Origin of the sequence: Citrobacter sp. RHBSTW-00859, assembly GCF_013729795.1 — a bacterium.
Taxonomy (GTDB): Bacteria; Pseudomonadota; Gammaproteobacteria; order Enterobacterales; family Enterobacteriaceae; genus Citrobacter; species Citrobacter braakii.
On record NZ_CP056284.1, the window covers coordinates 2,263,411 to 2,289,997 of the forward strand.

At 51.4% G+C, this 26,587-nt stretch carries 22 protein-coding genes, 2 tRNA genes, 1 other RNA gene and 3 pseudogenes; 15 read left to right on the forward strand and 13 right to left on the reverse strand.

The window, feature by feature from the left end; translation table 11 throughout:
- Positions 1 to 2: 2 nt before the first annotated feature.
- Both sirB1 and kdsA read left to right on the forward strand, forming a co-directional pair.
- Positions 3 to 812: an invasion regulator SirB1 gene (sirB1, locus tag HV302_RS11310; RefSeq protein ID WP_181627348.1), complete on the forward strand. Its 810-nt coding sequence runs from the start codon at positions 3 to 5 to the stop codon at positions 810 to 812.
- 35 nt (positions 813 to 847) lie between these two features.
- A complete protein-coding gene (gene kdsA, locus HV302_RS11315; RefSeq protein WP_016156739.1) occupies positions 848 to 1,702 on the forward strand; it encodes a 3-deoxy-8-phosphooctulonate synthase in 855 nt (284 codons plus the stop codon).
- Positions 1,703 to 1,854: 152 nt separating this feature from the next.
- On the opposite strand, the gene chaA is transcribed toward kdsA, so the two are convergent.
- A complete protein-coding gene (gene chaA, locus HV302_RS11320) occupies positions 1,855 to 2,955 on the reverse strand; it encodes a sodium-potassium/proton antiporter ChaA (protein WP_016153289.1) in 1,101 nt (366 codons plus the stop codon).
- A 275-nt stretch (positions 2,956 to 3,230) separates the two neighbouring features.
- On the opposite strand from chaA, the gene chaB reads away from it, so the two are divergent.
- Entirely contained in the window at positions 3,231 to 3,461 is a 231-nt protein-coding gene (gene chaB / locus HV302_RS11325) for a putative cation transport regulator ChaB (RefSeq protein WP_016153288.1), read from the forward strand.
- 196 nt (positions 3,462 to 3,657) lie between these two features.
- Positions 3,658 to 4,353 (forward strand): gamma-glutamylcyclotransferase, encoded by a 696-nt coding sequence (locus tag HV302_RS11330; protein WP_016156738.1) that lies wholly within the window; start codon positions 3,658 to 3,660, stop codon positions 4,351 to 4,353.
- Between the two features lie 54 nt (positions 4,354 to 4,407).
- On the opposite strand, the gene HV302_RS11335 is transcribed toward HV302_RS11330, so the two are convergent.
- The gene (locus tag HV302_RS11335; protein ID WP_003833405.1) at positions 4,408 to 4,653 is read right to left on the reverse strand and encodes a DUF1883 domain-containing protein; all 246 of its coding nucleotides are present in this window, start codon (positions 4,651 to 4,653) and stop codon (positions 4,408 to 4,410) included.
- Between the two features lie 262 nt (positions 4,654 to 4,915).
- Positions 4,916 to 5,269, reverse strand: a complete 354-nt coding sequence (locus HV302_RS11340) for a DsrE/DsrF/TusD sulfur relay family protein (RefSeq protein WP_016156736.1) — start codon at positions 5,267 to 5,269, stop codon at positions 4,916 to 4,918.
- Positions 5,270 to 5,444: 175 nt separating this feature from the next.
- On the opposite strand from HV302_RS11340, the gene HV302_RS11345 reads away from it, so the two are divergent.
- A complete protein-coding gene (locus tag HV302_RS11345; protein WP_181627349.1) occupies positions 5,445 to 6,830 on the forward strand; it encodes a YchO/YchP family invasin in 1,386 nt (461 codons plus the stop codon).
- A 21-nt stretch (positions 6,831 to 6,851) separates the two neighbouring features.
- Here the strand turns inward: HV302_RS11345 and narL are convergent, their stop codons facing one another.
- Together narL and narX are read right to left on the reverse strand one after the other, a co-directional pair.
- Positions 6,852 to 7,502 (reverse strand): two-component system response regulator NarL, encoded by a 651-nt coding sequence (gene narL, locus HV302_RS11350; RefSeq protein ID WP_003020756.1) that lies wholly within the window; start codon positions 7,500 to 7,502, stop codon positions 6,852 to 6,854.
- On the reverse strand, positions 7,495 to 9,291 hold the full coding sequence (gene narX, locus HV302_RS11355; protein WP_181627350.1) for a nitrate/nitrite two-component system sensor histidine kinase NarX: 1,797 nt from the start codon (positions 9,289 to 9,291) through the stop codon (positions 7,495 to 7,497). Before narX ends, narL begins: the two co-directional genes overlap by 8 nt.
- Positions 9,292 to 9,631: 340 nt before the next feature.
- On the opposite strand from narX, the gene HV302_RS11360 reads away from it, so the two are divergent.
- The 5 genes from HV302_RS11360 to narI all read left to right on the forward strand — a co-directional run bounded on the left by HV302_RS11360 (position 9,632) and on the right by narI (position 18,081).
- A complete protein-coding gene (locus tag HV302_RS11360; protein ID WP_181627351.1) occupies positions 9,632 to 11,023 on the forward strand; it encodes a NarK family nitrate/nitrite MFS transporter in 1,392 nt (463 codons plus the stop codon).
- Positions 11,024 to 11,418: 395 nt separating this feature from the next.
- Positions 11,419 to 15,162, forward strand: a complete 3,744-nt coding sequence (locus HV302_RS11365) for a nitrate reductase subunit alpha (protein ID WP_047358964.1) — start codon at positions 11,419 to 11,421, stop codon at positions 15,160 to 15,162.
- Positions 15,159 to 16,697, forward strand: a complete 1,539-nt coding sequence (narH, locus tag HV302_RS11370) for a nitrate reductase subunit beta (protein WP_181627352.1) — start codon at positions 15,159 to 15,161, stop codon at positions 16,695 to 16,697. The genes HV302_RS11365 and narH overlap by 4 nt, the downstream gene beginning before the upstream one ends.
- The gene (narJ, locus tag HV302_RS11375; protein ID WP_016153282.1) at positions 16,694 to 17,404 is read left to right on the forward strand and encodes a nitrate reductase molybdenum cofactor assembly chaperone; all 711 of its coding nucleotides are present in this window, start codon (positions 16,694 to 16,696) and stop codon (positions 17,402 to 17,404) included. Before narH ends, narJ begins: the two co-directional genes overlap by 4 nt.
- Positions 17,404 to 18,081: a respiratory nitrate reductase subunit gamma gene (gene narI / locus HV302_RS11380; RefSeq protein WP_016153281.1), complete on the forward strand. Its 678-nt coding sequence runs from the start codon at positions 17,404 to 17,406 to the stop codon at positions 18,079 to 18,081. The genes narJ and narI overlap by 1 nt, the downstream gene beginning before the upstream one ends.
- Before the next feature lie 166 nt (positions 18,082 to 18,247).
- Here the strand turns inward: narI and HV302_RS11385 are convergent.
- Both HV302_RS11385 and HV302_RS28585 read right to left on the reverse strand, forming a co-directional pair.
- Positions 18,248 to 18,381, reverse strand: a non-coding RNA gene (locus HV302_RS11385) — RtT sRNA.
- A 20-nt stretch (positions 18,382 to 18,401) separates the two neighbouring features.
- A pseudogene (locus HV302_RS28585) lies at positions 18,402 to 19,172 on the reverse strand (IS3-like element IS911 family transposase); the annotation flags it as partial.
- 53 nt (positions 19,173 to 19,225) lie between these two features.
- Between HV302_RS28585 and HV302_RS28295 the strand changes: the two are divergent.
- Positions 19,226 to 19,306, forward strand: a pseudogene (locus HV302_RS28295) (hypothetical protein); the annotation flags it as partial.
- Positions 19,303 to 20,454: an IS30-like element IS30 family transposase gene (locus tag HV302_RS11395; RefSeq protein ID WP_001254932.1), complete on the forward strand. Its 1,152-nt coding sequence runs from the start codon at positions 19,303 to 19,305 to the stop codon at positions 20,452 to 20,454. The pseudogene HV302_RS28295 and the gene HV302_RS11395, both read left to right, overlap by 4 nt.
- Before the next feature lie 12 nt (positions 20,455 to 20,466).
- Here the strand turns inward: HV302_RS11395 and HV302_RS11400 are convergent.
- The 5 genes and pseudogenes from HV302_RS11400 to HV302_RS11420 form a co-directional block, all read right to left on the reverse strand.
- A pseudogene (locus HV302_RS11400) lies at positions 20,467 to 20,724 on the reverse strand (IS3 family transposase); the annotation flags it as partial.
- Positions 20,725 to 20,898: 174 nt separating this feature from the next.
- Positions 20,899 to 20,983: transfer RNA gene (locus tag HV302_RS11405), tRNA-Tyr, on the reverse strand.
- 36 nt (positions 20,984 to 21,019) lie between these two features.
- Positions 21,020 to 21,104 (reverse strand) — tRNA-Tyr (locus tag HV302_RS11410).
- A 156-nt stretch (positions 21,105 to 21,260) separates the two neighbouring features.
- Complete coding sequence (gene purU, locus HV302_RS11415; RefSeq protein WP_016153278.1) at positions 21,261 to 22,103, reverse strand: formyltetrahydrofolate deformylase; 843 nt, start codon at positions 22,101 to 22,103, stop codon at positions 21,261 to 21,263.
- Positions 22,104 to 22,158: 55 nt separating this feature from the next.
- Positions 22,159 to 22,614, reverse strand: a complete 456-nt coding sequence (locus HV302_RS11420; protein WP_131346108.1) for a YchJ family protein — start codon at positions 22,612 to 22,614, stop codon at positions 22,159 to 22,161.
- A gap of 111 nt (positions 22,615 to 22,725) precedes the next feature.
- On the opposite strand from HV302_RS11420, the gene rssA reads away from it, so the two are divergent.
- The 3 genes from rssA (at position 22,726) to galU (ending at position 25,854) form a co-directional block, all read left to right on the forward strand.
- A complete protein-coding gene (gene rssA, locus HV302_RS11425) occupies positions 22,726 to 23,637 on the forward strand; it encodes a patatin-like phospholipase RssA (RefSeq protein WP_016156731.1) in 912 nt (303 codons plus the stop codon).
- A 90-nt stretch (positions 23,638 to 23,727) separates the two neighbouring features.
- Positions 23,728 to 24,741 (forward strand): two-component system response regulator RssB, encoded by a 1,014-nt coding sequence (rssB, locus tag HV302_RS11430; protein ID WP_016153275.1) that lies wholly within the window; start codon positions 23,728 to 23,730, stop codon positions 24,739 to 24,741.
- 204 nt (positions 24,742 to 24,945) lie between these two features.
- Positions 24,946 to 25,854 carry a UTP--glucose-1-phosphate uridylyltransferase GalU gene (gene galU, locus HV302_RS11435; RefSeq protein WP_016153274.1) on the forward strand — a complete coding sequence of 303 codons (909 nt, stop codon included), beginning with the start codon at positions 24,946 to 24,948 and terminating at the stop codon, positions 25,852 to 25,854.
- A gap of 136 nt (positions 25,855 to 25,990) precedes the next feature.
- Here the strand turns inward: galU and hns are convergent, their stop codons facing one another.
- Positions 25,991 to 26,404 (reverse strand): histone-like nucleoid-structuring protein H-NS, encoded by a 414-nt coding sequence (gene hns / locus HV302_RS11440; protein WP_003020723.1) that lies wholly within the window; start codon positions 26,402 to 26,404, stop codon positions 25,991 to 25,993.
- Positions 26,405 to 26,587 lie beyond the last annotated feature (183 nt).

Here is a 26,587-nt window from a genome sequence, read left to right on the forward strand (position 1 = left end):
GCATGAGGTCGTTAGCTGATTTCGAATTTAATAAAGCGCCATTGTGTGATGGGATGATCCTGGCGTCGGAGTCTATCCGTCTGGATTTTCCAACACAATCTGTCTACGACGAACTGGAACGTCTGGTCAGTCTGGCGCAAGAAGAAATTAGCCAGCTCCTGTCTCAGGATGAGCAACTGGAAAAACTGCTGGCACTTTTTTACGGCGAATGGGGATTTACGGATACCCACGGCGTCTATCGTCTTTCTGATGCACTCTGGCTTGACCAGGTACTGAAAAATCGGCAGGGCAGCGCCGTGTCTCTGGGGGCGATCTTATTGTGGATTGCCAACAGACTGGAGCTGCCGCTGGTACCGGTGATTTTCCCGACGCAACTGATCCTTCGTATTGAGTCGCTCGATGGTGAAATGTGGCTAATCAATCCATTCAATGGCGAAACGTTAAATGAGCACACGCTGGAAGTGTGGTTGAAGGGGAACATCAGCCCGGTCGCGGAGCTGTTTAACGAAGACCTGGATGAGGCGGATAACGCGGAAGTGATCCGCAAACTGCTCGACACGCTGAAATCATCACTGATGGAAGAGCGGCAAATGGAGCTGGCGCTGCGTGCCAGTGAAGCACTATTGCAGTTTAATCCTGAAGATCCGTATGAAATTCGCGATCGTGGTTTAATATACGCGCAGCTCGAGTGCGAACATGTTGCGCTGACAGATTTAAGTTATTTCGTTGAACAGTGTCCGGAAGACCCGATCAGCGAAATGATTCGTGCGCAAATTAATACTATTTCGCACAAACAAATTGTATTGCATTGATTAATCACACTTTACCTACCGTTTAAGGCGATCCTATGAAACAAAAAGTGGTTAGCATTGGCGACATCAACGTGGCAAATGACCTGCCGTTCGTGCTGTTTGGCGGAATGAACGTGCTGGAATCCCGCGATCTGGCGATGCGCATTTGTGAGCACTACGTAACCGTTACTCAAAAGCTGGGTATCCCTTACGTGTTTAAAGCCTCCTTTGATAAAGCCAACCGTTCTTCCATCCACTCTTACCGTGGACCGGGCCTTGAAGAAGGGATGAAAATCTTCCAGGAACTGAAACAGACTTTTGGCGTAAAAGTGATCACCGACGTTCACGAAGCCAGCCAGGCACAGCCTGTTGCTGATGTGGTGGATGTGATTCAGCTTCCGGCATTCCTTGCTCGTCAGACCGATCTGGTGGAAGCAATGGCGAAAACCGGTGCCGTTATCAACGTGAAGAAACCGCAGTTCATCAGCCCGGCTCAGATGGGCAACATCGTGGATAAATTCCATGAAGGCGGCAACGATAAGGTTATTCTGTGCGACCGTGGTGCGAACTTTGGTTATGACAATCTGGTTGTGGACATGCTGGGCTTCAGCGTGATGAAGAAAGTCTCCGGCAACTCACCGGTGATTTTTGACGTTACCCATGCGCTGCAGTGCCGCGATCCATTTGGCGCAGCAAGCGGCGGTCGTCGTGCGCAGGTTACCGAACTGGCGCGTGCCGGTATGGCGGTTGGTCTGGCAGGTCTGTTTATTGAAGCGCATCCGGATCCAGCCAATGCGAAATGCGATGGCCCATCCGCGCTGCCGCTGGCGAAGCTGGAACAGTTCCTGACGCAGATTAAAGCGATTGATGACCTGGTGAAAAGCTTCGACGAGCTGGATACCGAGAATTAAGTGAGTGTGACAGGCCGGAGTTTCCCTCCGGCCTGCTGTTTGAAAAGGGTGTAAAGGTCGCCGTCAGGCACCAGACGCGCCATCAATTGTGTTATATCGGCAGAAAAGAAAACGGCCCTGAAGAGGACCGTGGGGTACGTCTAAAATAATACTCAGGCAAATATTGTCATCAGATAGGCGATAAACAGTGCCAGATGCGCTGCACCGTTAAGCACATTGGTGCGTCCGGTGGAGAAAGAGATCTGACACAGAACCAGTGATGAAACCATCACAATCATCTCTGGCGCACCCAGTGCAAACATCAAATCATTCCCGGTTGCCCATGCAATCAGCGTCACCACCGGTACGGTCAGCGAAATTGTGGCTAATACCGAACCGAAGAATAAATTCATTGCCCGCTGTACCTGATTGCTCAGAACCGCTTTCAGTGCGCCCAGTCCTTCAGGCGAGAGGATCAGTAACGCGACCAGGAAACCCGTAAATGCGACTGGCGCATTCAGTTCAGTCAGCAAGGTCTCAAGCGGACTGGCGTTCATCTTGGTCACAGCGATAACAGCGATCAGATGAATGATAAGCCAGGCGGCGTGCCACAGATTGCTGTGCGCAGACGGTTTACCGTGATGCGGGTCGTCGTCGTCACCCTCGTCTTCATGCTCGTAAATGAACAGACTTTGGTGCGTTTTAGTTTGAATCAGCAAAAATACGCCGTACATCGCCGCAGAAATTAACGCCACCAACAGCGCCTGCGCGGTAGTGAAATTTGCCCCCGGCAACGCCATCGGGAATACCAGTACAATAATGGCCAGTGGGAACAGGGCGATTAAATACTGCTTAATACCAAATAGGTTCATATACTGAGTGGCAAATTTACGGCCACCTAACAGTAATGAAAAACCGACCAGACCCCCGGTTACGATCATAATGATTGAATACAGCGTATCGCGCATCAGCGTAGGTGCGGCATCGCCGGTTGCCATTAATGCGGAGATTAAGCTGACTTCAAGAATAACAACGGACAAACTGAGGATCAGCGACCCGTAGGGTTCGCCAAGTCGATGCGCTAATACGTCCGCATGACGGACAACGCTGAATGCGCTGCTTAATATACCAATAAGGGCCAGCGCATTAATACCGATGACCACTGGTAGTGACTGACTGCTCCCCCAGAAGAACAGGACTACCAGCGCCAAAATCGGGAAGACGAGAGAGGTCTCCTTGTGGCGGGTTTTTACCGCCTCATGTGCTTGTGTCATTGCATTAATTCTCCATCTCTGCAGGTATTTATAATTATAAAAAGTATTAAAGAATGTAAAAAATAACAGAAAACGTGGTTTTGTAGGTGACATTTTACGAAATTTTACTACATCACCTGTTTTCCCTCTTAAAGCGGCCAAAAACCAATTTCTTGTTTATAGACTGTTTAATTAACAGAAGGTTAGGTAAAGAAAATTTCTAAAAATGTCCATTATTGGCGTCTCGCCGCATTGTTAACCACACTTAAGGTTTAGCCTAAAAAGAGGAGTTCACAATGCCCTATAAATCTAAAAGCGATCTGCCTGACAGCGTGCAGCACGTTCTGCCAGCCCATGCTCAGGACATTTATAAAGAAGCTTTCAACAGCGCCTGGGAACAGTATAAAGACAAATCTGACCGCCGTGACGATGCCACCCGAGAAGAGACGGCACATAAGGTGGCGTGGGCCGCGGTTAAAAATGATTACCAAAAAGGTGATGATGGTAAATGGCATAAAAAGACGTAACAGTATCAATTATAATGCCTTTATAAACTCGCTTGCATCAGGCGTTAGCGAATCGTGCTACGCCGCGCGGTTACTGGCTTGCAAGCGAGCGGTGAATTGCCTATTGTCCAGCTATTGGTTTCAAAATGAGCAGTAAAAAAGCCCGGAAGGCGTCAAAAAAGTTGTCGCAGGGAAGCAGCAGTGGCGGAGGTGTAAGGTGTTAACGCGTGATTTTTTATTGAATGCCGACTGTAAGACGGCATTTGGTGCTATTGAAGAATCACTACTCTGGTCAGCGGAACAACGTGCAGCCTCACTGGCCGCCACGCTCGCTTGTCGACCAGATGATGGACCGGTGTGGATCTTCGGTTATGGATCGTTGATGTGGAACCCGGCCTTAGAGTTTGAAGAGTCCTGTACCGGCACATTAGTCGGCTGGCACCGTGCATTTTGTCTGCGCCTGACGGCGGGGCGAGGAACGGCGTGTCAGCCAGGCCGCATGCTGGCCCTGAAAGAGGGCGGACGTACCACCGGTGTGGCCTACCGCTTGCCGGACGCGTCGCTGGAACAAGAGCTTTCTCTGTTGTGGAAGCGAGAAATGATCACCGGATGCTATCTGCCGACCTGGTGCCAGCTGGCGCTTGATGACGGCCGTACGGTGAACGCGCTGGTGTTTATTATGGATCCGCGCCATCCGTTGTTTGAGTCAGACACGCGCGCGCAGGTGATCGCGCCGCTTATTGCCGCGGCCAGCGGACCTTTAGGCACTAATGCCCAGTATCTGTTCTCGCTGGAACAAGAGCTGGTCAAGCTGGGGATGCAGGATGATTGTCTTAATGATCTGGTGATCACGGTCAAACGATTGTTGGGAGAGAACCTGCCGGAAGGCGTTATGCGGCCAGGGTTTGCCTGAACCCGGCGTGGAATTGTATGCCCGAAAGCCAGGCGCTTTTCGGGCATGTCACGCTTAGGCTGCAATATAACTTATCGAATGCTCAAGCGACTGACTGTGGCTGTCGATCAGCACGTTCCAGACGCCGGTATAGGGCACGGTCAACCATGCGTTATCACGATCCTGCACGCTTAAGATGTCGGACTGCGTGTCTTTGACGTGATTTTTTTCGCTCATCAGATGGATGTGACAGCGCTCGGAACAGCGCACAACCACCGTATCGCCACCAAATAACTTTAAACTTGCCTTCACTAATGCCATTTTTCACCCCGTTCTTGAAAACAACGTACTTTCTGTCGAAAGTGCTGCGTGATGTTGTTCACATTTCACTCATTGCATAACACCAAAGGGGGAGCAACAGGATGCTGATTTTGATCAAAAAATGGCATAACGATTAAACAAAAGTGACAAAACACCTCAAAAGGGTTGAACGGGCGTGCTAACGTTCAACGAAACCGCGCCCATCAAATATTAAATCCGGAAATTATCGACACTTTCAGTGCGCTTGCCTGAAAACGGTGTATCAGAAGGTCAACACTTTATCTGCAGCCAGCGTCCATTGAGCCAGTTCTACCAGCGTGCCGACGGCCACTCCGTCAATTAACGGCAGCGCCGTGATCCCACGACCATCGGTGCAGGTTTTGCATAGTTTTACCGGAACATTTTGCGCTGTCAGGATCTCCAGCATTTGCTGAATATTGTAGCCCTCCGCGGGTTTCTGACCACGTAATCCTGCGGTTACGGCGTCAGACATTAAAAACAGACGCAGGTCGAGACCGGCTTCCTGTTCGCGCAGGGCGATAGCCAGACGCAGGCTGTTAAATAACGATTCGCTTCCATAAGCCGCTCCGTTCGCGACGATCACTATCTTTTGCATTTTTACTCCTGTTACTGCATGTGAGCGTTAATAACCGACACGTATGTTACACCTATTTCTCAATGCCAGGATAATGCCGAAAAAAGGGGGAGGGGCTGAAAATCAACGCTGAAAACGTTATGGTTTAAGATAAGTATGCCACTGTGGCTAATTGATGTAAGAAACCACTAACGATTTGAGCCGTATTATCTGTTCTTCTCTTGCTGTATTCGCACTCTTGCCGCTGGCAGGCGGTACTGCTAACGCGCAGTCGTCCTTTGTGCGCCAGGCTGAAAACCCTTTCGATAACAATAGTGATGGCTTGCCCGATCTTGGCATGGCCCCGGAGTCGCGGGCAGGCGAAAAGCATTTTGCCGAAATGGTCAAAGCGTTTGGTGAAGCCAGCATGACTGATAACGGGCTTGATACCGGTGAACAGGCGAAGCAGTTCGCGTTTGGCCAGGTGCGTGATACGGTCAGCGAACAGGTGAATCAGCAACTGGAATCCTGGCTCTCTCCCTGGGGAAATGCCAGTATCGGGTTGCAGGTTGATAACGAAGGCAGTTTTACCGGGAGTCGGGGAAGCTGGTTTGTGCCGTGGCAGGACAACCAACGTTATCTTACCTGGAGCCAGCTAGGAGTGACGCAACAGGACGACGGCTTAGTCAGTAATGCGGGGATTGGGCAACGTTGGGTACGCGACGGTTGGTTACTGGGTTACAACACCTTTTATGACAACTTACTGGATGAAAATCTGCCCCGGGGAGGCCTCGGCGCGGAGGCATGGGGCGAATATTTGCGCTTATCCGCTAACTATTATCAACCGTTGTCTTCCTGGCAGGATCGTTTTTCAACCCAGCAACAACGGATGGCCCGCGGCTACGATCTGACCGCGCAAATGCGGATGCCGTTCTATCAACACCTCAATACTAGCGTCAGCGTGGAACAGTATTTTGGCGACCGGGTGGATCTATTTCATTCGGGAACCGGGTATCACAATCCGGTGGCAGTGAACCTCGGGCTGAGCTATACACCGGTGCCGCTAATCACGGTGACAGCGCAGCATAAGCAGGGTGAAAGCGGCATCAGCCAGAATAACCTCGGCTTAACGCTTAGTTACCGTTTTGGCGTGCCGTTAAAAAAACAGTTGATGGTCAGTGAGGTGGCGAACAGCCGTTCACTGCGCGGCAGTCGTTATGACGATCCGCAGCGTAACAATTTGCCGACGCTGGAGTATCGCCAGCGTAAAACGCTGTCGGTATTTTTGGCCACGCCGCCCTGGGATCTCAAACCGGGAGAGACGGTGGCGTTGAAGCTGCAGGTGCGTAGTTTGCATGGGATCCGCCACCTGACGTGGCAGGGCGATACTCAGGCGTTGAGCTTAACGGCTGGCAGCAATAACCGAAGCGCGCAGGGCTGGACGATTATTATGCCGAAGTGGGACAGCAGAGAAGGTGCGACGAACCGCTGGCGGTTGTCTGTGGTGGTAGAAGATGAGCAGGGCCAGCGTGTCTCTTCCAATGAGATCACGCTATCACTGACCGAACCGTTTACTACCGTTTCGGAAAATGATCCTCGTTAACAATGACGCATACGCGCGTTATCAGAAAATACGTTCCTGGTGCACCCATACCGCGGCTTCAACACGTGATTTGAGCTTCATTTTCTTCAGCATATGCTTCACGTGAACTTTTACCGTGCTTTCGGTGATGTCAAGGCGGCGAGCGATCATCTTGTTAGGCAGGCCCTGGGCGATGAGCTTAAGAATATCGCGTTCGCGCGGCGTCAGTTGGGTAACATCACGGTCGGACGTTGCACGATTGGCGCGTAGGCTGGCGGCCAGAACCGGCGTTAAGGCTTCGCTCAGCACCATTTCACCGGCAGCCGCTTGCTGCAATGCTTTCAGCAAATCTTCCGGCTCCATATCTTTCAGTAGATAACCGTCGGCACCGCGCTTCAGTGCAGTAACCACGTCTTCTTCATGGTTGGATACGCTAAACACGACGATACGGCCTGACAGTGATTTCTCACGCAGCTTGTCGAGTGTTTCCAGACCGTTCATGCCGGGCATGTTGAGATCAAGAAGGATCAGATCGGGATCAAGGGATTCTGCCAGCTCGATACCCTGCTCACCATTGCTGGCTTCGCCGACAACGGTGATATCGGGCGCCATGCTGACAAGCTGTTTTACACCGGTTCGCAGCATCGGATGATCGTCGATCAACAGGATGGTTGCCGGTTCCAGATTACTCATGGGTATCTCCTTGGACTTCTGTGAAGTTTGTTTCGGGAATAAAAGTGACAGCAACTTCAGTACCGCCTGTCTCGCGACGGCGTACACGGCAATCGCCGCGCAAGCTCTGCGCACGGTCGCGCATGATTATCATGCCGTAGTGGTTACTGCGTTCGGCGTTTTCCGGTACGCCGCAGCCGTTATCTTGCACTGTAAGTTTGACCTGCTTACCATTTTGCACCACCGTCACGACCACTTCATCGGCCTGAGAGTGTTTGAGGGCGTTGCTCAGGGCTTCGCGCGCAATTTGTAGCAGGTGAATCGCCTGATGCGAAGGGACCAGACGCGGTGGCAACTGATAATCCAGCTTAACCGTAAAGCCAAAACGTGCGCTGTATTCCTGACAGCTGGCTTCCAGCGCCGGTCTCAATCCAGGTTCCGTCAGCTGTAAACGGAAGGTCGTTAACAGCTCGCGCAGTTGCGCCCAGGAGGCGTTTAGCTCGTTACGAATCTGACTGAGCAGCTCGCGGCAGTTATCTGAAAGCGCATCGCCCTGCATCTGCAAACAGCTCACCTGCATCTTCATACAGGAGAGCGATTGTGCAATAGAATCATGAAGTTCGCGCGCAATGGTGGCACGCTCTTCCATCACGATCAACTGCTGCTGACGCTCCTGATGCCTGTCGAGTGCAAGCGTTGCGGTCAGTTGCTCAACCAGGGTATCAACCAGTTGCTGCTGATCGTGGCTGAGATGGCGTCCGTACGGCAAAGTCGCGAGCAGGATACCATACTGGGTATGGGCATCGGTTAGCCGCCATTTCAGTGTGATACCGCCGTCAATGGCGGGTAGCGTACCGCGCGGACACAAATGGCAGCCTTTCTCATCACAGCTGACATTGGACTGGCAGGTAAATTCCTGATGATTATCTTCATCTTCCAGGTCATAGACCCGCAGTTCAATATCATGCAGCAGGGTCAAATTTTGCAGACCGTTCAGTACCGGAGAGAGGCGTTCGCACAACGGCACCTGAGAGTGCAGGCGGCGGTTGGCTTGCCACAGGAAAGAGAGGATCTGATTTTTGTGCTCCAGACCCGCCGTTTTCTCCTGTACCCGCTGTTCCAGCACCGCGTAACTTTCGGCCAGTTCTTCCGACATATTATTCAGCGCCGAGCCCAGCGCTGCCATCTCATTACGCCCACTGATATGTGCGCGTTGGGTAAAATCACGTTGACTGACGGCTCGCGCCATCGCCAGCAGTTGTTTCCACGGCTGTAACAGGCGCACGCGTAGCCAGATAATGGTGAAGACCAGCAGCAATGCCATAAATACGGCCATCAGGCGATGCAGCAGAACGACGCGTTCAATGCGTAACTCGGTGGTATGGTCAAAGGCGGTGACCAGCTTATCCAGTCCGCCCACAAAGCGCCTGACATCCTGCGCTACCGCATCAGGCGTTTGCGCATGCGCAAGCCCCGGTGCCAGTTTGGTGTGCCAGTAATCCTGTAAGGCTTTTAACTGCGCCTGTTGTCCGTCACGCTGCGCGGCACGCGTCAATTCCGGGCTAAACGCCGTTTGCTCCATTTCATCCAGCAGTGGTTGATCGTTGGCGTCCAGCGGTATGGCCGCCAGCAGGCGATAGCTTTGCATGCGTAGCGATCCCGCTTTGTTGATTGCATGCGCGCTACTCTGAACGCCCTGAACCAGCCAGCCAGAGACTGCCATACCCGCCACGCCGATGGCAGTAGACAATAAAACAATCAGCGCCACCTGGTTGACCAGCGTAAGCGGGGAAAGACAACGTTTAAACATGGTGACTTGTTCCTTCGGGTTTTCGTAAAACCGAAAACCTTATTGAATGACGATTCTGCTGCAGGCAGTGGCGTTATTCTCGGCGATACACTGGAGTATACCCATACCTCAAACGGGCTACCCCTTAATTGCCGCCAGAGGGAGAGATCCTAAACGAGGGGGAGTAGGGGACGACAGAAGCGTGAAAAACCACATCTTTTTTACCGAAGTTATGTACTCATTTAGGATAATGATAAATTTCAGGCATCAATAATGACACCTTTTCCTTTGATTTATATCAACTTACCTCCAGCTGTAAACCCTAATGTGGCAGGCATCGAAACAAGTATCAGAGGTGTCTATGAGTCACTCATCTGCCCCGGAAAGGGCATCTGGAGCTGTAATTACTGAATGGCGGCCGGAAGATCCCGCCTTCTGGCAGCAGCGTGGTCATCGAATCGCCAGCCGTAACCTGTGGATTTCCGTCCCTTGCTTGCTGCTGGCGTTTTGCGTGTGGATGTTATTTAGCGCCGTGGCGGTGAACTTACCGAAAGTCGGATTTGATTTCACCACTGAACAACTGTTCATGCTGACGGCATTACCTTCGGTGTCCGGCGCGCTGCTGCGTGTACCGTACTCCTTTATGGTCCCCCTGTTTGGTGGACGTCGCTGGACGGCGTTCAGCACCGGTATCCTGATCATTCCTTGCGTATGGTTAGGTTTTGCGGTGCAGGATACCTCCACGCCATTTAGTACCTTTATCATTATCTCGCTGTTGTGCGGTTTTGCCGGTGCGAACTTTGCCTCCAGCATGGCAAACATCAGCTTCTTCTTTCCAAAACAGAAACAGGGCGGTGCGCTGGGTCTGAACGGTGGTTTGGGTAACATGGGCGTCAGCGTGATGCAGTTGGTCGCTCCGCTGGTGGTTTCACTGTCAATCTTTGCCGCATTTGGCAGCCAGGGTGTTGAACAACCGGATGGTACGCAGCTGTATCTGGCAAACGCCGCATGGATTTGGGTCCCGTTCCTGGCTGTATTAACCTTGGCCGCATGGTTTGGTATGAATGAACTGGCAACCTCAAAAGCTTCACTGAAAGAGCAATTGCCGGTGCTGAAACGCGGGCATCTGTGGATTATGAGCCTGCTGTATCTGGCAACCTTCGGTTCATTTATCGGTTTCTCTGCCGGTTTCGCGATGCTGTCAAAAACGCAGTTTCCTGAGGTACAGATCCTGCATTACGCCTTCTTTGGACCGTTGATTGGCGCTCTGGCTCGTTCAGCAGGCGGCGCAATCTCTGACCGACTGGGGGGGACCCGCGTAACGCTGGTGAACTTCGTGCTGATGGCTATTTTCAGTGCCTTACTGTTCCTGACGCTGCCATCAAACGGTGTCGGTGGTAACTTTATCTCCTTCTTTGCGGTGTTCCTGGCGCTGTTCCTGACAGCTGGTCTGGGGAGTGGTTCAACCTTCCAGATGATCTCCGTTATCTTTCGCAAGCTGACGATGGACAGAGTGAAAGCTGAAGGCGGTTCAGAAGAGAAAGCGATGCGCGAGGCGGCGACCGACACCGCGGCAGCGCTGGGCTTTATCTCAGCTATTGGTGCGATCGGCGGCTTCTTTATCCCGAAAGCATTCGGTACGTCCCTGGCATTAACTGGCTCTCCGGTCGATGCGATGAAAGTATTCCTGATCTTCTATGTCGCCTGTGTGGTTATCACCTGGGCGGTGTACGGACGTCATTCTAAAAAGTAAAAAAGTAGTAACTGTTGATTATCCATTGCGCGGTGTTAGACCGCGCTTTTTTTTGCCTGCAATTAGTTACAACATACTTTCATGTTGTGGCACGACAACAGCCTGTTAGAACGGTGCTCGTAATATGCTAAACAGGGGGGATACCCCTTAATACCCACTTATAAAGAATTTAACATTTGTATGATAAGTGAGTTTAAAAAAATCAATAAAATTCAATATGTTGATTGATTTATCGATATCCCACTAAGGGGGTATGTCAAAATCGGCCCTCAATTTTCATCCCTGCCTGCCTTGATCGTTATCAATTCTCACGCCCTTTCAGAGCGTTACCTTCGCTCTCAATCAAGCAATGTCGATTTATCAGAGAGCCGTCAGGCTCCTACAGGAGAAAACCGATGAGTAAATTCCTGGACCGGTTTCGCTACTTCAAGCAGAAGGGCGAAACCTTTGCCGATGGGCACGGCCAGCTTCTCAATACCAACAGGGACTGGGAGGATGGATACCGCCAGCGTTGGCAGCATGACAAAATCGTGCGTTCAACCCACGGTGTAAACTGCACTGGCTCATGCAGCTGGAAAATCTATGTGAAAAATGGTCTGGTGACTTGGGAAACCCAGCAAACTGACTACCCACGCACTCGTCCAGATATGCCCAACCACGAGCCTCGCGGCTGCCCGCGTGGTGCAAGCTATTCATGGTATCTCTACAGCGCTAACCGTCTGAAATACCCGCTGATGCGCAAACGTCTGATGAAGATGTGGCGTGAAGCAAAAAGACTGCACAGCGATCCGGTAGATGCATGGGCATCCATTATCGAAGACGCCGATAAAGCAAAAAGCTTCAAACAAGCGCGTGGTCGTGGTGGATTCGTTCGTTCTTCCTGGCAGGAAGTGAATGAGCTGATTGCCGCATCTAACGTTTACACCATCAAAACCTATGGTCCTGACCGCGTCGCAGGCTTCTCGCCGATCCCGGCGATGTCGATGGTTTCTTATGCGTCCGGCGCACGTTATATGTCGCTGATTGGCGGGACCTGCCTGAGCTTCTATGACTGGTACTGTGACCTGCCGCCAGCCTCCCCGCAGACCTGGGGCGAGCAGACCGACGTACCGGAATCTGCCGACTGGTATAACTCCAGCTACATTCTGGCATGGGGCTCTAACGTACCGCAGACCCGTACCCCGGATGCGCACTTCTTTACTGAAGTTCGTTATAAAGGCACCAAAACAGTAGCAATTACCCCGGACTACGCAGAAATCGCCAAACTGTGCGACCTGTGGCTGGCTCCGAAGCAGGGAACCGATGCGGCGATGGCAATGGCGATGGGTCATGTCATGCTGCGCGAGTTCCACCTCGATAACCCGAGCCAATATTTCACCGACTACGTTCGTCGTTATACCGACATGCCAATGCTGGTGATGCTCGAAGAGCGCGACGGCTACTATGCTGCTGGTCGTATGCTGCGTGCTGCGGATCTGGTTGACTCTCTGGGGCAGGAAAATAACCCGGAATGGAAAACTGTCGCTATCAACAGCAACGGCGAAATGGTTGCGCCAAACGGTTCAATTGGTTTCCGTTGGGGCGAAAAAGGCAAATGGAACCTTGAGCAGCGCGACGGCACGTCCGGTGATGAAACCGAACTGCAGCTCAGCCTGCTGGGTAGCCAGGATGATATCGCTGAAGTGGGCTTCCCGTACTTTGGTGGCGAAGGCACCGAGCACTTCAGCAAAGTCGAACTGGAAAACATTCTGCTGCATAAATTGCCCGTTAAACGCCTGCAACTGGCCGATGGATCTACGGCGCTGGTGACCACCGTTTACGATCTGACTATGGCCAACTACGGCCTGGAACGTGGTCTGAACGATGAAAACTGCGCGACCAGCTACGATGACGTGAAAGCGTACACGCCAGCGTGGGCAGAAAAAATTACAGGCGTATCACGTTCTCAGATTGTACGCATCGCCCGTGAATTTGCGGATAACGCAGATAAAACGCACGGTCGTTCGATGATTATCGTCGGCGCCGGTTTGAACCACTGGTACCACCTCGATATGAACTATCGTGGCCTGATCAATATGCTGGTGTTCTGTGGCTGTATCGGCCAGAGCGGCGGCGGCTGGGCCCACTACGTAGGGCAGGAAAAACTGCGTCCTCAAACCGGCTGGCAGCCGCTGGCGTTTGCTCTTGACTGGCAGCGTCCGCCTCGTCATATGAACAGTACCTCCTACTTCTATAACCACTCCAGCCAATGGCGCTATGAGACGGTGACTGCGCAGGAACTGCTGTCCCCAATGGCAGACAAATCCCGCTATAGCGGTCATTTGATTGACTTTAACGTTCGCGCTGAACGTATGGGCTGGTTACCGTCGGCGCCGCAGTTAGGGACTAACCCGCTGTATATCGCGAAAGAAGCGCAGAAAGCAGGTATGACGCCGGTGGACTACACCGTTAAATCCCTGAAAGAAGGTTCTATTCGCTTTGCGGCAGAGCAGCCGGAAAACGGTAAAAACCATCCGCGTAACCTGTTTATCTGGCGTTCAAACCTGCTCGGTTCTTCCGGTAAAGGCCACGAGTACATGCTCAAGTATCTGCTGGGTACTGAACATGGTATTCAGGGCAAAGATCTCGGCCAGCAGAGCGGCGTGAAGCCAGAAGAAGTGGAATGGCAGGATAACGGACTGGACGGCAAACTGGATCTGGTCGTTACGCTGGACTTCCGCCTGTCGAGTACCTGTCTGTATTCCGATATCGTGCTGCCGACCGCTACCTGGTATGAAAAAGACGACATGAATACCTCGGATATGCATCCGTTTATTCATCCTCTGTCTGCGGCCGTTGACCCGGCCTGGGAATCGAAGAGCGACTGGGAAATCTATAAAGCCATCGCCAAGAAATTCTCTGAAGTTTGTGTGGGCCACCTCGGTAAAGAAACCGACGTCGTTACGCTGCCGATTCAGCACGACTCCGCCGCTGAACTGGCGCAGCCGCTGGACGTGAAGGACTGGAAAAAAGGGGAATGCGACCTGATTCCAGGTGTTACGGCACCGCACATCATGACCGTTGAGCGTGATTATCCGGCAACCTACGAGCGTTTCACCTCCATTGGTCCGCTGATGGAAAAAATTGGTAACGGCGGTAAAGGGATTGCCTGGAACACCCAGAGCGAAATGGATCTGCTGCGTAAGCTCAACTACACCAAGGCTGACGGTCCGGCGAAAGGCCAACCGATGCTGGATACCGCAATTGATGCTGCTGAGATGATCCTGACGCTGGCTCCGGAAACTAACGGTCAGGTTGCCGTTAAAGCCTGGGCGGCGCTGAGTGAATTTACCGGTCGTGACCATACGCATCTGGCGCTGAATAAAGAAGACGAAAAAATTCGTTTCCGCGACATCCAGGCGCAGCCGCGCAAAATTATCTCCAGTCCGACCTGGTCAGGTCTGGAAGATGAACATGTGTCTTATAACGCCGGTTATACCAACGTTCATGAGCTGATCCCATGGCGTACGCTGTCTGGTCGCCAGCAGTTGTATCAGGATCACCAGTGGATGCGTGACTTCGGTGAGAGCCTGCTGGTGTATCGTCCGCCAATCGACACCCGTTCGGTGAAAGCGGTGATCGGCGAGAAGTCTAACGGTAACCCTGAAAAAGCGCTCAACTTCCTGACGCCGCACCAGAAATGGGGTATCCACTCCACCTACAGCGACAACCTGCTGATGCTGACGCTGTCTCGCGGTGGTCCGATTGTGTGGATGAGCGAAGTTGATGCGAAGGATCTGGGTATCGAAGATAACGACTGGATCGAAGTCTTCAACAGCAACGGTGCGCTGACGGCGCGTGCAGTTGTCAGCCAGCGTGTGCCGGCCGGGATGACCATGATGTACCACGCGCAGGAACGTATCGTTAACCTGCCGGGTTCTGAAATCACCCAGCAGCGCGGCGGGATCCACAACTCGGTAACCCGTATTACGCCGAAACCAACTCACATGATCGGTGGTTATGCGCAGCTGGCATACGGCTTTAACTACTACGGTACCGTCGGTTCAAACCGCGATGAGTTCGTAGTTGTACGTAAGATGAAGAACATTAACTGGTTGGATGGCGAAGGCAATGACCAGGTACAGGAGAGCGTAAAATGAAAATTCGTTCACAAGTCGGCATGGTGCTGAATCTCGATAAGTGCATCGGCTGCCACACCTGTTCAGTGACCTGTAAAAACGTCTGGACCAGCCGTGAGGGTATGGAGTACGCCTGGTTCAACAACGTCGAAAGTAAGCCTGGCGTTGGCTTCCCGAACGACTGGGAAAACCAGGGAAAATGGAAGGGCGGTTGGATCCGTAAAATCAACGGCAAACTGCAGCCGCGCATGGGTAACAAAGCACTGCTGCTGGGTAAAATCTTTGCTAACCCGCATCTGCCGGGCATGGATGATTACTATGAGCCGTTTGATTTTGACTACCAAACGTTGCACAACGCCCCAGCAGACAGTAAGGCGCAGCCGATTGCGCGTCCGCGTTCGCTGATCACCGGTCAGCGGATGGATAAAATCACCAGCGGTCCGAACTGGGAAGAAATTCTGGGGGGCGAGTTCGAAAAACGCGCTAAAGACCAGAACTTCGAAAACATGCAGAAGGTGATGTACGGTCAGTTCGAAAATACCTTCATGATGTATCTGCCGCGTTTGTGTGAGCATTGCCTTAACCCGGCGTGCGTGGCGACCTGCCCAAGCGGCGCTATCTACAAGCGTGAAGAAGATGGCATCGTGCTGATCGACCAGGACAAATGCCGCGGCTGGCGTATGTGTATCACTGGCTGCCCGTATAAGAAGATCTACTTCAACTGGAAGAGCGGGAAATCTGAGAAGTGCATTTTCTGCTACCCGCGTATCGAAGCCGGTCAGCCGACCGTTTGTTCCGAAACCTGCGTAGGCCGTATTCGTTACCTCGGCGTACTGCTGTATGACGCAGATGCGATCGAAAGTGCGGCAAGCACGGAGCACGAGAAAGATCTGTATCAGCGTCAACTGGACGTGTTCCTCGATCCGAACGATCCGGCTGTTATTGAACAAGCGCTGAAAGATGGTATTCCGCTGAGCGTCATTGATGCCGCACAGCAGTCGCCGGTTTACAAAATGGCGATGGACTGGAAGCTGGCGCTGCCGCTGCATCCGGAATACCGCACGCTACCGATGGTCTGGTACGTGCCGCCTTTGTCACCGATCCAGTCTGCCGCCGATGCGGGCGAGCTGGGCAGCAACGGTATTCTGCCGGACGTTGACAGTCTGCGTATCCCGGTTCAGTACCTGGCGAACCTGCTGACCGCAGGCGACACTCAGCCGGTACTGTTGGCGCTGAAACGTATGCTGGCGATGCGTCACTACAAACGTGCGGAAACCGTTGACGGTAAAGTTGATACCCGTGCGCTGGAAGAGGTGGGCTTAAGCGAAGCGCAGGCACAGGAAATGTATCGTTATCTGGCGATTGCTAACTACGAAGATCGTTTCGTGGTACCGAGCAGCCATCGTGAACTGGCGCGTGACGCGTTCCCGGAGAAAAGCGGTTGTGGCTTTACCTTCGGTGACGGTTGCCACGGTTCTGATACTAAATTCAATCTGTTCAACAGCCGCCGCATCGACGCTGTCGATGTGACCAGCAAAACGGAGCCGCACCAATGATTGAACTTGTCATTGTTTCGCGTCTGCTCGAGTACCCGGATGCTGCCTTGTGGCAGCATCAGCAGGAACTTTTCGATGCACTCGCGTCATCTGAGAACCTGGATAAAGAGGATGCCCAGACTCTGGGCATTTTCCTGCGCGATCTCACCGCGCAGGACATGCTGGATGTGCAGGCAAGCTATAGCGAACTGTTTGACCGTGGCCGCGCCACCTCGTTGTTGCTGTTTGAACATGTACACGGCGAGTCCCGCGATCGTGGTCAGGCTATGGTTGACCTGATGGCGCAGTATGAACAGCACGGTCTGCAGCTCGACAGCCGCGAACTTCCCGATCATCTGCCGCTGTATCTGGAATACCTTGCGCAGTTGCCGAAAAGCGAAGCATTAGGGGGGTTACAGGATATCGCGCCGATTCTGGCGCTGCTCAGCGCTCGCTTGCAACAGCGTGAAAGTCGTTATGCGGTGCTGTTCGATCTGCTGTTAAAACTGGCGAATACCGTTATCGACAGCGATAAAGTGGCTGAAAAAATTGCAGATGAAGCGCGTGACGATACCCCACAAGCGCTGGATGCGGTCTGGGAAGAAGAGCAGGTGAAATTCTTCGCCGATCAGGGGTGTGGTGAGTCGGAAATTTCCGCTCACCAGCGTCGTTTTGCCGGGGCTGTTGCGCCGCAGTATCTGAATATCACCACCGGAGGACAGCAATAATGCACTTCCTGAATACGTTCTTCTTTGACATCTATCCGTACATCGCGGGTTCTGTCTTTCTGATTGGCAGTTGGCTGCGTTATGACTATGGGCAATATACCTGGCGCGCGGCTTCCAGTCAGATGCTGGATCGCAAAGGGATGAACCTGGCGTCAAACCTGTTCCACATCGGGATCCTGGGGATTTTTGCCGGGCACTTCCTTGGCATGCTGACACCACACTGGATGTATGAAGCGTGGCTGCCGCTTGAAGTGAAACAAAAGATGGCGATGTTCGCGGGTGGTGCCAGTGGTGTGATGTGTTTGATTGGTGGCGTCCTGCTGCTGAAACGCCGCCTGTTCAGCCCTCGTGTGCGGGCGACCACTACCGGAGCGGACATTCTGATCCTCTCCCTGCTGGTGATCCAATGTGCGCTGGGCCTGCTGACCATTCCGTTCTCCGCCCAGCATATGGACGGCAGCGAGATGATGAAGCTGGTGAACTGGGCGCAGACAGTGGTGACCTTCCAGGGGGGGGCGTCTCAATATCTGGATGGCGTCGCGTTCATTTTCCGTATGCACCTGGTGCTGGGTATGACGCTGTTCCTGTTGTTCCCGTTCTCGCGTCTGGTGCACATCTGGAGCGTTCCGGTCGAATATCTGACGCGCAAATACCAGATTGTTCGTGCGCGTCATTAATCGGTTATCTGTGTAAGACAAAACCCTGCTCCGGCGGGGTTTTTTTACGACTAATTGCCGGATAAGCATAGTGCATCAGGTAAATTGCCGACCCGAATTGAGGCTTGATCGAGGGCAGAATATGAGGCATTACAGATGGATTGGATGCTGGTGCGTTATGAAGTGATGGTGGTGGGGGAAGGATTACTCAGCGCGGTGCGCCTCGCCCTTCGGGTCGTTGCCTGCGGCAACGCTTTCTCGCTATGAAGTGGTCAACAAAAACTGGCCACCGAGTTAGAGTTTTTCCAGTATCGATTTTCCGATTCGTTTGGGGGTAACCCACCGTTATATTCGTGCGGTCTTAGTGCGCTGTAATATCCAACGATATAATCCGTTATGGCGTGAGCTGCCTCGCTGAAGCTTACGTAACCCACCACCGGTATCCATTCGTTCTTCAGACTTCTGAAGAAGCGTTCCATTGGGCTGTTATCCCAGCAATTTCCGCGCCGGCTCATACTCTGCCTGATCTGGTATCGCCACAATAACTGCCGGAACTGCCTGCTCGTATAATGACTGCCCTGATCGCTGTGGAACATCACCCCGCCGGGCTTACCACGGGTTTCCCATGCCATTTCCAGCGCTTTCATGGTGAGCCTGCTGTCCGGCGAGAACGACATGGCCCAGCCCACTGGTTTTCTTGCGAACAGGTCGAGAACAACGGCGAGGTACGCCCAGCGCTTACCCGTCCAGATATAGGTCACATCACCGCACCACACCTGATTTGGCTCGGTCACGGCGAACTGCCGTTCAAGGTAGTTAGGGATAGCAACATGTTCATGACCACCACGTTTATACCGGTGAGTCGGCTGCTGACAGCTGACCAGCCCCAGCTCTTTCATGAGCCTGCCAGCAAGCCAGCGTCCCATCTGGTAGCCTCTCCGGGTTGCCATTGTGGCGATGCTTCTTGCTCCGGCCGAACCGTGGCTGATGCCATGTAGCTCAAGTACCTGACTGCGTAATACAGCCCGTCTGCCGTCTGGTTTTTCAGGACGGTTTTTCCAGTATCTGTAGCTGCTGCGATGAACCCCGAACACATGGCAGAGTGTGACCACAGGATAATGCGCTCTGAGTTTCCCGATTATCGAGAACTGTTCAGGGAGTCTGACATCAAGAGCGCGGTTGTAGATTCAATTGGTCAACGCAACAGTTATGTGAAAACATGGGGTTGCGGAGGTTTTTTGAATGAGACGAACATTTACAGCAGAGGAAAAAGCCTCTGTTTTTGAACTATGGAAGAACGGAACAGGCTTCAGTGAAATAGCGAATATCCTGGGTTCAAAACCCGGAACGATCTTCACTATGTTAAGGGATACTGGCGGCATAAAACCCCATGAGCGTAAGCGGGCTGTAGCTCACCTGACACTGTCTGAGCGCGAGGAGATACGAGCTGGTTTGTCAGCCAAAATGAGCATTCGTGCGATAGCTACTGCGCTGAATCGCAGTCCTTCGACGATCTCACGTGAAGTTCAGCGTAATCGGGGCAGACGCTATTACAAAGCTGTTGATGCTAATAACCGAGCCAACAGAATGGCGAAAAGGCCAAAACCGTGCTTACTGGATCAAAATTTACCATTGCGAAAGCTTGTTCTGGAAAAGCTGGAGATGAAATGGTCTCCAGAGCAAATATCAGGATGGTTAAGGCGAACAAAACCACGTCAAAAAACGCTGCGAATATCACCTGAGACAATTTATAAAACGCTGTACTTTCGTAGCCGTGAAGCGCTACACCACCTGAATATACAGCATCTGCGACGGTCGCATAGCCTTCGCCATGGCAGGCGTCATACCCGCAAAGGCGAAAGAGGTACGATTAACATAGTGAACGGAACACCAATTCACGAACGTTCCCGAAATATCGATAACAGACGCTCTCTGGGGCATTGGGAGGGCGATTTAGTCTCAGGTACAAAAAACTCTCATATAGCCACACTTGTAGACCGAAAATCACGTTATACGATCATCCTTAGACTCAGGGGCAAAGATTCTGTCTCAGTAAATCAGGCTCTTACCGACAAATTCCTGAGTTTACCGTCAGAACTCAGAAAATCACTGACATGGGACAGAGGAATGGAACTGGCCAGACATCTAGAATTTACTGTCAGCACCGGCGTTAAAGTTTACTTCTGCGATCCTCAGAGTCCTTGGCAGCGGGGAACAAATGAGAACACAAATGGGCTAATTCGGCAGTACTTTCCTAAAAAGACATGTCTTGCCCAATATACTCAACATGAACTAGATCTGGTTGCTGCTCAGCTAAACAACAGACCGAGAAAGACACTGAAGTTCAAAACACCGAAAGAGATAATTGAAAGGGGTGTTGCATTGACAGATTGAATCTACAGTAGCCTTTTTTAATATTTCATTCTCCATTTCAATGCGTTGTAGCTTTTTCCTCAGCTCACGTATTTCGATTTGTTCTGGTGTTATCGGAGAGGCTTTTGGTGTTTTGCCCTGACGCTCATCACGCAGTTGTTTGACCCATCTTGTCATTGTGGAAAGGCCAACATCCATAGCTTTGGCGGCATCTGCCACCGTGTAGTTCTGGTCAACAACCAGTTGAGCGGATTCGCGTTTAAACTCTGCGCTGAAATTTCTTTTTTTCATTGGAGCACCTGTGTTGTTCTGAGGTGAGCATATCACCTCTGTTCAGGTGGCCAAATTCAGTGTGCCACTTCACTAACGCTCGAATCGAACCTTAGTCGAAGCTTCTCATCCTTCCCGCTTGGGCAGAATATGAGACATTACAGATGGATTGGATGCTGGTGCTTTATGAGGTGATGGTGGTGGGGGAAGGATTCGAACCTTCGAAGTCGATGACGGCAGATTTACAGTCTGCTCCCTTTGGCCGCTCGGGAACCCCACCAGGGGTATACTAATTTTATGAATCTATCGGAATGAATGGTGGTGGGGGAAGGATTCGAACCTTCGAAGTCGATGACGGCAGATTTACAGTCTGCTCCCTTTGGCCGCTCGGGAACCCCACCACGGGGTAATGCTAGTTACTGGCCTGCTTCCGTTGGAAGCGGGGCGCATCATATCAAATGATGCGCCCCTGTAAAGTATTCCGTTGATAAAAAAGAACTGGTTGCCTGATTTTTACGCGTAAAGATATAAAGGTAACCAATTCAATTATCAATCGATTACAGAATAATCGTTCGGTTACCGTAAACAAAGACGCGTTGAGCCAGAACCTGATACAGCGCGCGGCTTAATACATTTTTCTCAACGTCGCGACCCGCACGCATCATGTCTTCCGCGGTGTAGGTGTGATCCACATGAATTACGTCCTGCATAATGATTGGGCCTTCATCGAGGTTATCATTCACGTAGTGGGCTGTCGCACCGATGATCTTCACGCCGCGCTCATAAGCCTGATGGTAAGGGCGAGCGCCAATAAACGCTGGCAGGAATGAATGGTGAATATTGATAATCTTATTCGGGAAGCGTGAAACAAACGTTGGTGTTAGAACGCGCATGTATTTTGCCAGCACGACATAGTCAGGTTGGTGCGCGTCGATAGCGTCGGCCATTTTCAGGTCATGTTCGTCACGCGTTAAACCTTCGTGGCTGACCAGCTCAAATGGGATATCAAACCGTTCAACCAAAGGTCGCAGCGTCTCGTGGTTGCCGATCACAGCGGCGATTTCAACATCCAGCCCGCCATAATTGGCCTTCATTAACAGGTCACCCAGACAATGTGCCTCCTTGGTGACCAAAATGACGATACGGCGGCGTCCTGCTGGTGTTAATTCACGAATGGAGCCATCTGGAAGGGCACTATCCAGATCGGCAAGCAGCGTGACGTCGTTAAAAATACCCTCCAGTTCGGTACGCATAAAAAAGCGCCCGGTCCGGTGGTCCACGAACTCATTGTTCTGCACGATGTTCAGTTCATGCTTGTAACAGATATTCGTAATGCGCGCGATCAGACCTTTTTGGTCCGGGCAAATAGTACGCAGCACTTTTCGTTGTAATGAATGCATTTGCAGCGGTGATCCTGTTGAGAATGTTTGCAAAATTGATACTGTCGGGCGTTGATTAGCCGCAGCACTTTTTAAATTTTTTACCGGAGCCACAAGGGCAGGTATCGTTTCGTCCAATTTGAGGGCGTGTACCGTCTATATAGTACCACTGACCGTTTTCTTTTAAAAAACGAGAGCGCTCGATAATTGCACCTGTTTTACCTTGTTCAGTAAATCGCGCAACAAAGCTGACATAGCCGATATTTTCTGTGTCTGCCGTTTGTTGTTCAAAAACGGTCAGCCCGAGCCATTCGGTGTGGCTAAATCCTGCGATAATGTCGTCGCGAAACTCGGCTGCATGACAGTCCGGATGCCAGGTCTTGATAAGGTAATCTGCGTCTTTCATCACAAAAGCACAGTAACGAGAACGCATGAGGTGTGACGGCGTAGGTGCTACTTGCGCGCCGGACACATAACGGTAGCAACATAGGCTATACTCGACAGCGCTACCACAGGGACAAAGCTGAGACACAAAGTACTCCCTGGAATAAAAAAACGGCGTAAAAACGCCAGGGTAGCACTATGTTAACTGAGCGGTAGCGATGTTGCTACGTCTGCAAGCCAGGGGAAGTTTGTACGTACAATGAGAAAAATAAAAATTGGGCTGGCGCTAGGTTCCGGCGCGGCGCGAGGTTGGTCGCATATTGGCGTTATTAAGGCCCTAAAGCATATGGGCATTGATGTTGATATTGTGGCAGGGTGCTCCATTGGTTCGCTGGTTGGTGCAGCCTACGCATGCAATAAGTTACCTGCTCTCGAACAATGGGTTTGTTCTTTCAGCTATTGGGATGTCTTACGTCTGATGGATCTCTCGTGGCGCAGGGGCGGTTTATTGCGTGGTGAACGGGTATTCAATCAGTACCGTAATGTCATGCCGGTAGAAGCAATTGAGCAATGCACTCGCCGTTTCGCAACTGTGGCTACTAATCTGAGTACGGGTCGGGAGCTCTGGTTCACGGAAGGTGATTTGCACCTGGCTGTTCGGGCCTCCTGCAGTATTCCTGGTCTGATGTCCCCTGTAGCGCATAATGGTTACTGGCTGGTCGATGGCGCGGTGGTGAATCCCGTTCCTGTATCCTTAACTCGCGCGCTGGGCGCTGACATCGTTATTGCCGTCGATCTGCAACACGATGCGCATCTTATGCAGCAAGATTTACTCTCCTTCAACGTCAGCAGTGATGCCGAAACGGGTGATGATGTCGACGCGCTTTCATGGCGTGCCCGACTGAAAGAGCGCTTGAGCAACATAACGGCCAGGCGTGCGGTAACCGCGCCGACGGCGATGGAGATCATGACGACTTCTATTCAGGTTCTGGAAAACCGTCTGAAACGTAACCGCATGGCCGGTGACCCGCCAGATATCCTGATTCAGCCGTTTTGTCCGCAAATATCCACGCTGGATTTTCACCGCGCCAGCGCAGCAATTGCTGCTGGACAACTGGCGGTCGAGAAGAAAATGGATGAGCTTCTACCCCTGGTGAAAACCAACATCTAACGCATTTTTTATCAACACTTAAGCAAATTCTGACAGGCGTGAGTAGCAATAGCATGCCACTATTTACTAAAGCCAGTCAGGGGGGAGAATATGACGCAGCCATTGGTCGGAAAACAGATTCTTATCGTTGAGGATGAGCCGGTATTTCGCTCACTCATGGACTCATGGTTTTCCTCTTTGGGAGCGACAACGGCGGTAGCTGGCGATGGACTTGAAGCACTTGAATTACTCGGGCACTTTAACCCCGACCTGATTATCTGCGACCTGGCTATGCCACGAATGAACGGCCTTAAGCTAGTAGAGTATCTGCGTAATCGTGGCGATCAGACCCCCATCCTGGTGATATCAGCGACGGAAAACATGTCTGATATAGCCAAAGCACTGCGATTGGGTGTGGATGATGTGCTGCTAAAGCCGGTAAAGGACCTGAACCGCCTGCGCGAAACCGTCTTTGCGTGTCTGTATCCGAATATGTTTAATTCACGCGTGGAAGAAGAAGAGCGGCTGTTTCGTGACTGGGATGCGATGGTTGGTGATCCCGCCGCTGCAGCAAAGCTGTTGCAAGAATTACAGCCTCCTGTGTCGCAAGTTATTTCACGATGTCGGATCAACTATCGTCAATTGGTGGCTGCCGATCAGCCGGGGCTGGTACTGGATATTGCACCGCTATCGGACCATGACCTTGCGTTTTATTGTCTGGATGTGACGCGGGCAGGGGATAATGGCGTTCTGGCAGCATTGTTACTGCGGGCGCTATTTAACGGTTTGCTGCAGGAACAGCTCGCGCATCAAAATCAACGATTGCCGGAGCTCGGTGCGTTATTGAAACAGGTTAACCATTTATTGCGTCAGGCTAATTTGCCCGGACAATTCCCTTTGCTGGTGGGTTATTACCACAGCGGATTAAAAAACCTGATTCTGGTATCAGCAGGGCTGAATGCGACATTAAATACAGGTTCCCACAATGTACAAATCAGCAATGGCGTTCCGTTGGGAACCTTAGGGAATGCGTATCTTAATCAACTGAGCCAACGTTGCGAATCCTGGCAATGCCAAATTTGGGGGGCAGGTGGTCGGCTGCGCCTGATGTTGTCTGCAGAATGAACAACCGAGTGGCGTGAGAATGAAATTGGCTCACCCCCCTCATGCTGTGAGTGCTACTATCAGCGCCAGATTTATTCGTATTTATCTTAATTATACCGACGCGCGTCCTTTTCAGACCAGAAGCTTGTCGCGGTACTGATATACTTGGATGCGATACAGATTGATGAACACGTTCAATACATGAACAGTCCAGGAGAGTTTTAAATGGCTGCCCTTAATTCAAAAGTCAAAAAGGCCGTTATCCCGGTTGCGGGATTAGGAACCAGGATGTTACCGGCTACGAAAGCAATCCCGAAAGAGATGCTACCGTTGGTTGATAAGCCATTAATTCAGTACGTCGTAAACGAATGTATTGCTGCGGGCATCACTGAAATTGTACTTGTAACTCACTCGTCTAAAAATTCGATTGAAAACCACTTCGATACCAGCTTTGAACTTGAAGCTATGCTGGAAAAACGTGTAAAACGCCAGCTTCTGGAAGAAGTGCAATCTATTTGTCCGCCACATGTCACTATTATGCAGGTGCGTCAGGGACTGGCCAAAGGTCTGGGCCACGCGGTATTGTGCGCGCACCCGGTGGTTGGCGATGAGCCCGTTGCGGTTATCTTGCCGGACGTCATTCTTGACGAATACGAATCTGATTTATCACGCGACAACCTTGCCGAAATGATTCATCGTTTCGATGAAACAGGCAGCAGCCAGATTATGGTTGAGCCGGTAGAAGATGTTACCGCTTATGGTGTTGTTGATTGTAAAGGCGTTGAATTAGCGCCGGGCGAAAGCGTACCGATGGTTGGCGTTGTTGAAAAGCCGAAAGCGAATGTGGCACCATCTAATCTGGCCGTCGTGGGGCGTTACGTCCTTAGCGCGGATATCTGGCCTCTGCTGGCAAAAACGCCTCCGGGAGCCGGTGACGAAATTCAGCTGACTGATGCTATCGATATGCTGATTGAAAAAGAAACGGTTGAAGCTTATCACATGAAGGGCAAAAGCCATGACTGTGGTAATAAGCTTGGCTATATGCAGGCGTTCGTTGAATATGGTATTCGCCATAATACTCTCGGCGCTGAATTTAAAGCCTGGCTGGAAGATGAGATGGGTATTAAGAAGTAACCTCCTGGTATTATCAGGTCTGAACGGTGCTGTTAATCCAGCACCGTTTTTTTATACCTGAACTGGGTAGGGACTGTGCGAAGTACAGGTAAAAAAATCCCGCCACTGGCGGGATTTTAAGCAAACTATTTCTGAATTATTCCTTGATTAAGAAATCGTCCAGTTGTTTACCTTGTTCTTCCATCGCTTTTTTGATCACTGCCGGTGTACGACCCTGACCAGTCCAGGTTTTAGTTTCACCGTTTTCGTCAACATAGCTATATTTAGCCGGACGTGCAGCGCGTTTAGCTTTGGTGCCAGATTTAACAGCAGCCATGCTATTCAGCAGTTCGTTCGGGTCAATGCCGTCAGCGATCAGCATTTCACGATATTGTTGCAGTTTACGAGTACGTTCTTCAACTTCAGCAGCTGCAGCGCTTTCTTCTTCACGGCGCTCGCTAACAACAACTTCTAATTTTTCCAGCATTTCTTCAAGCGTTTCCAGAGTACATTCTCTTGCCTGCGCACGAAGAGTACGGATGTTGTTCAGAATTTTAAGTGCTTCGCTCATTGTAGTAATCTCAAACTTATATTGGGGGTGGTTTGTTGAGCTAATAATAGAGCGATAAATTCAGTTGTGCAATAGCCAGGAATGTAAGGAATTCAAAATTGCGCTTTATTTAGTATCAGAATTAATTCATCTGTCTTAAATTCTCCGCGACGTTGGGCATAAAAAAGGCTTATTGGTGAGGGG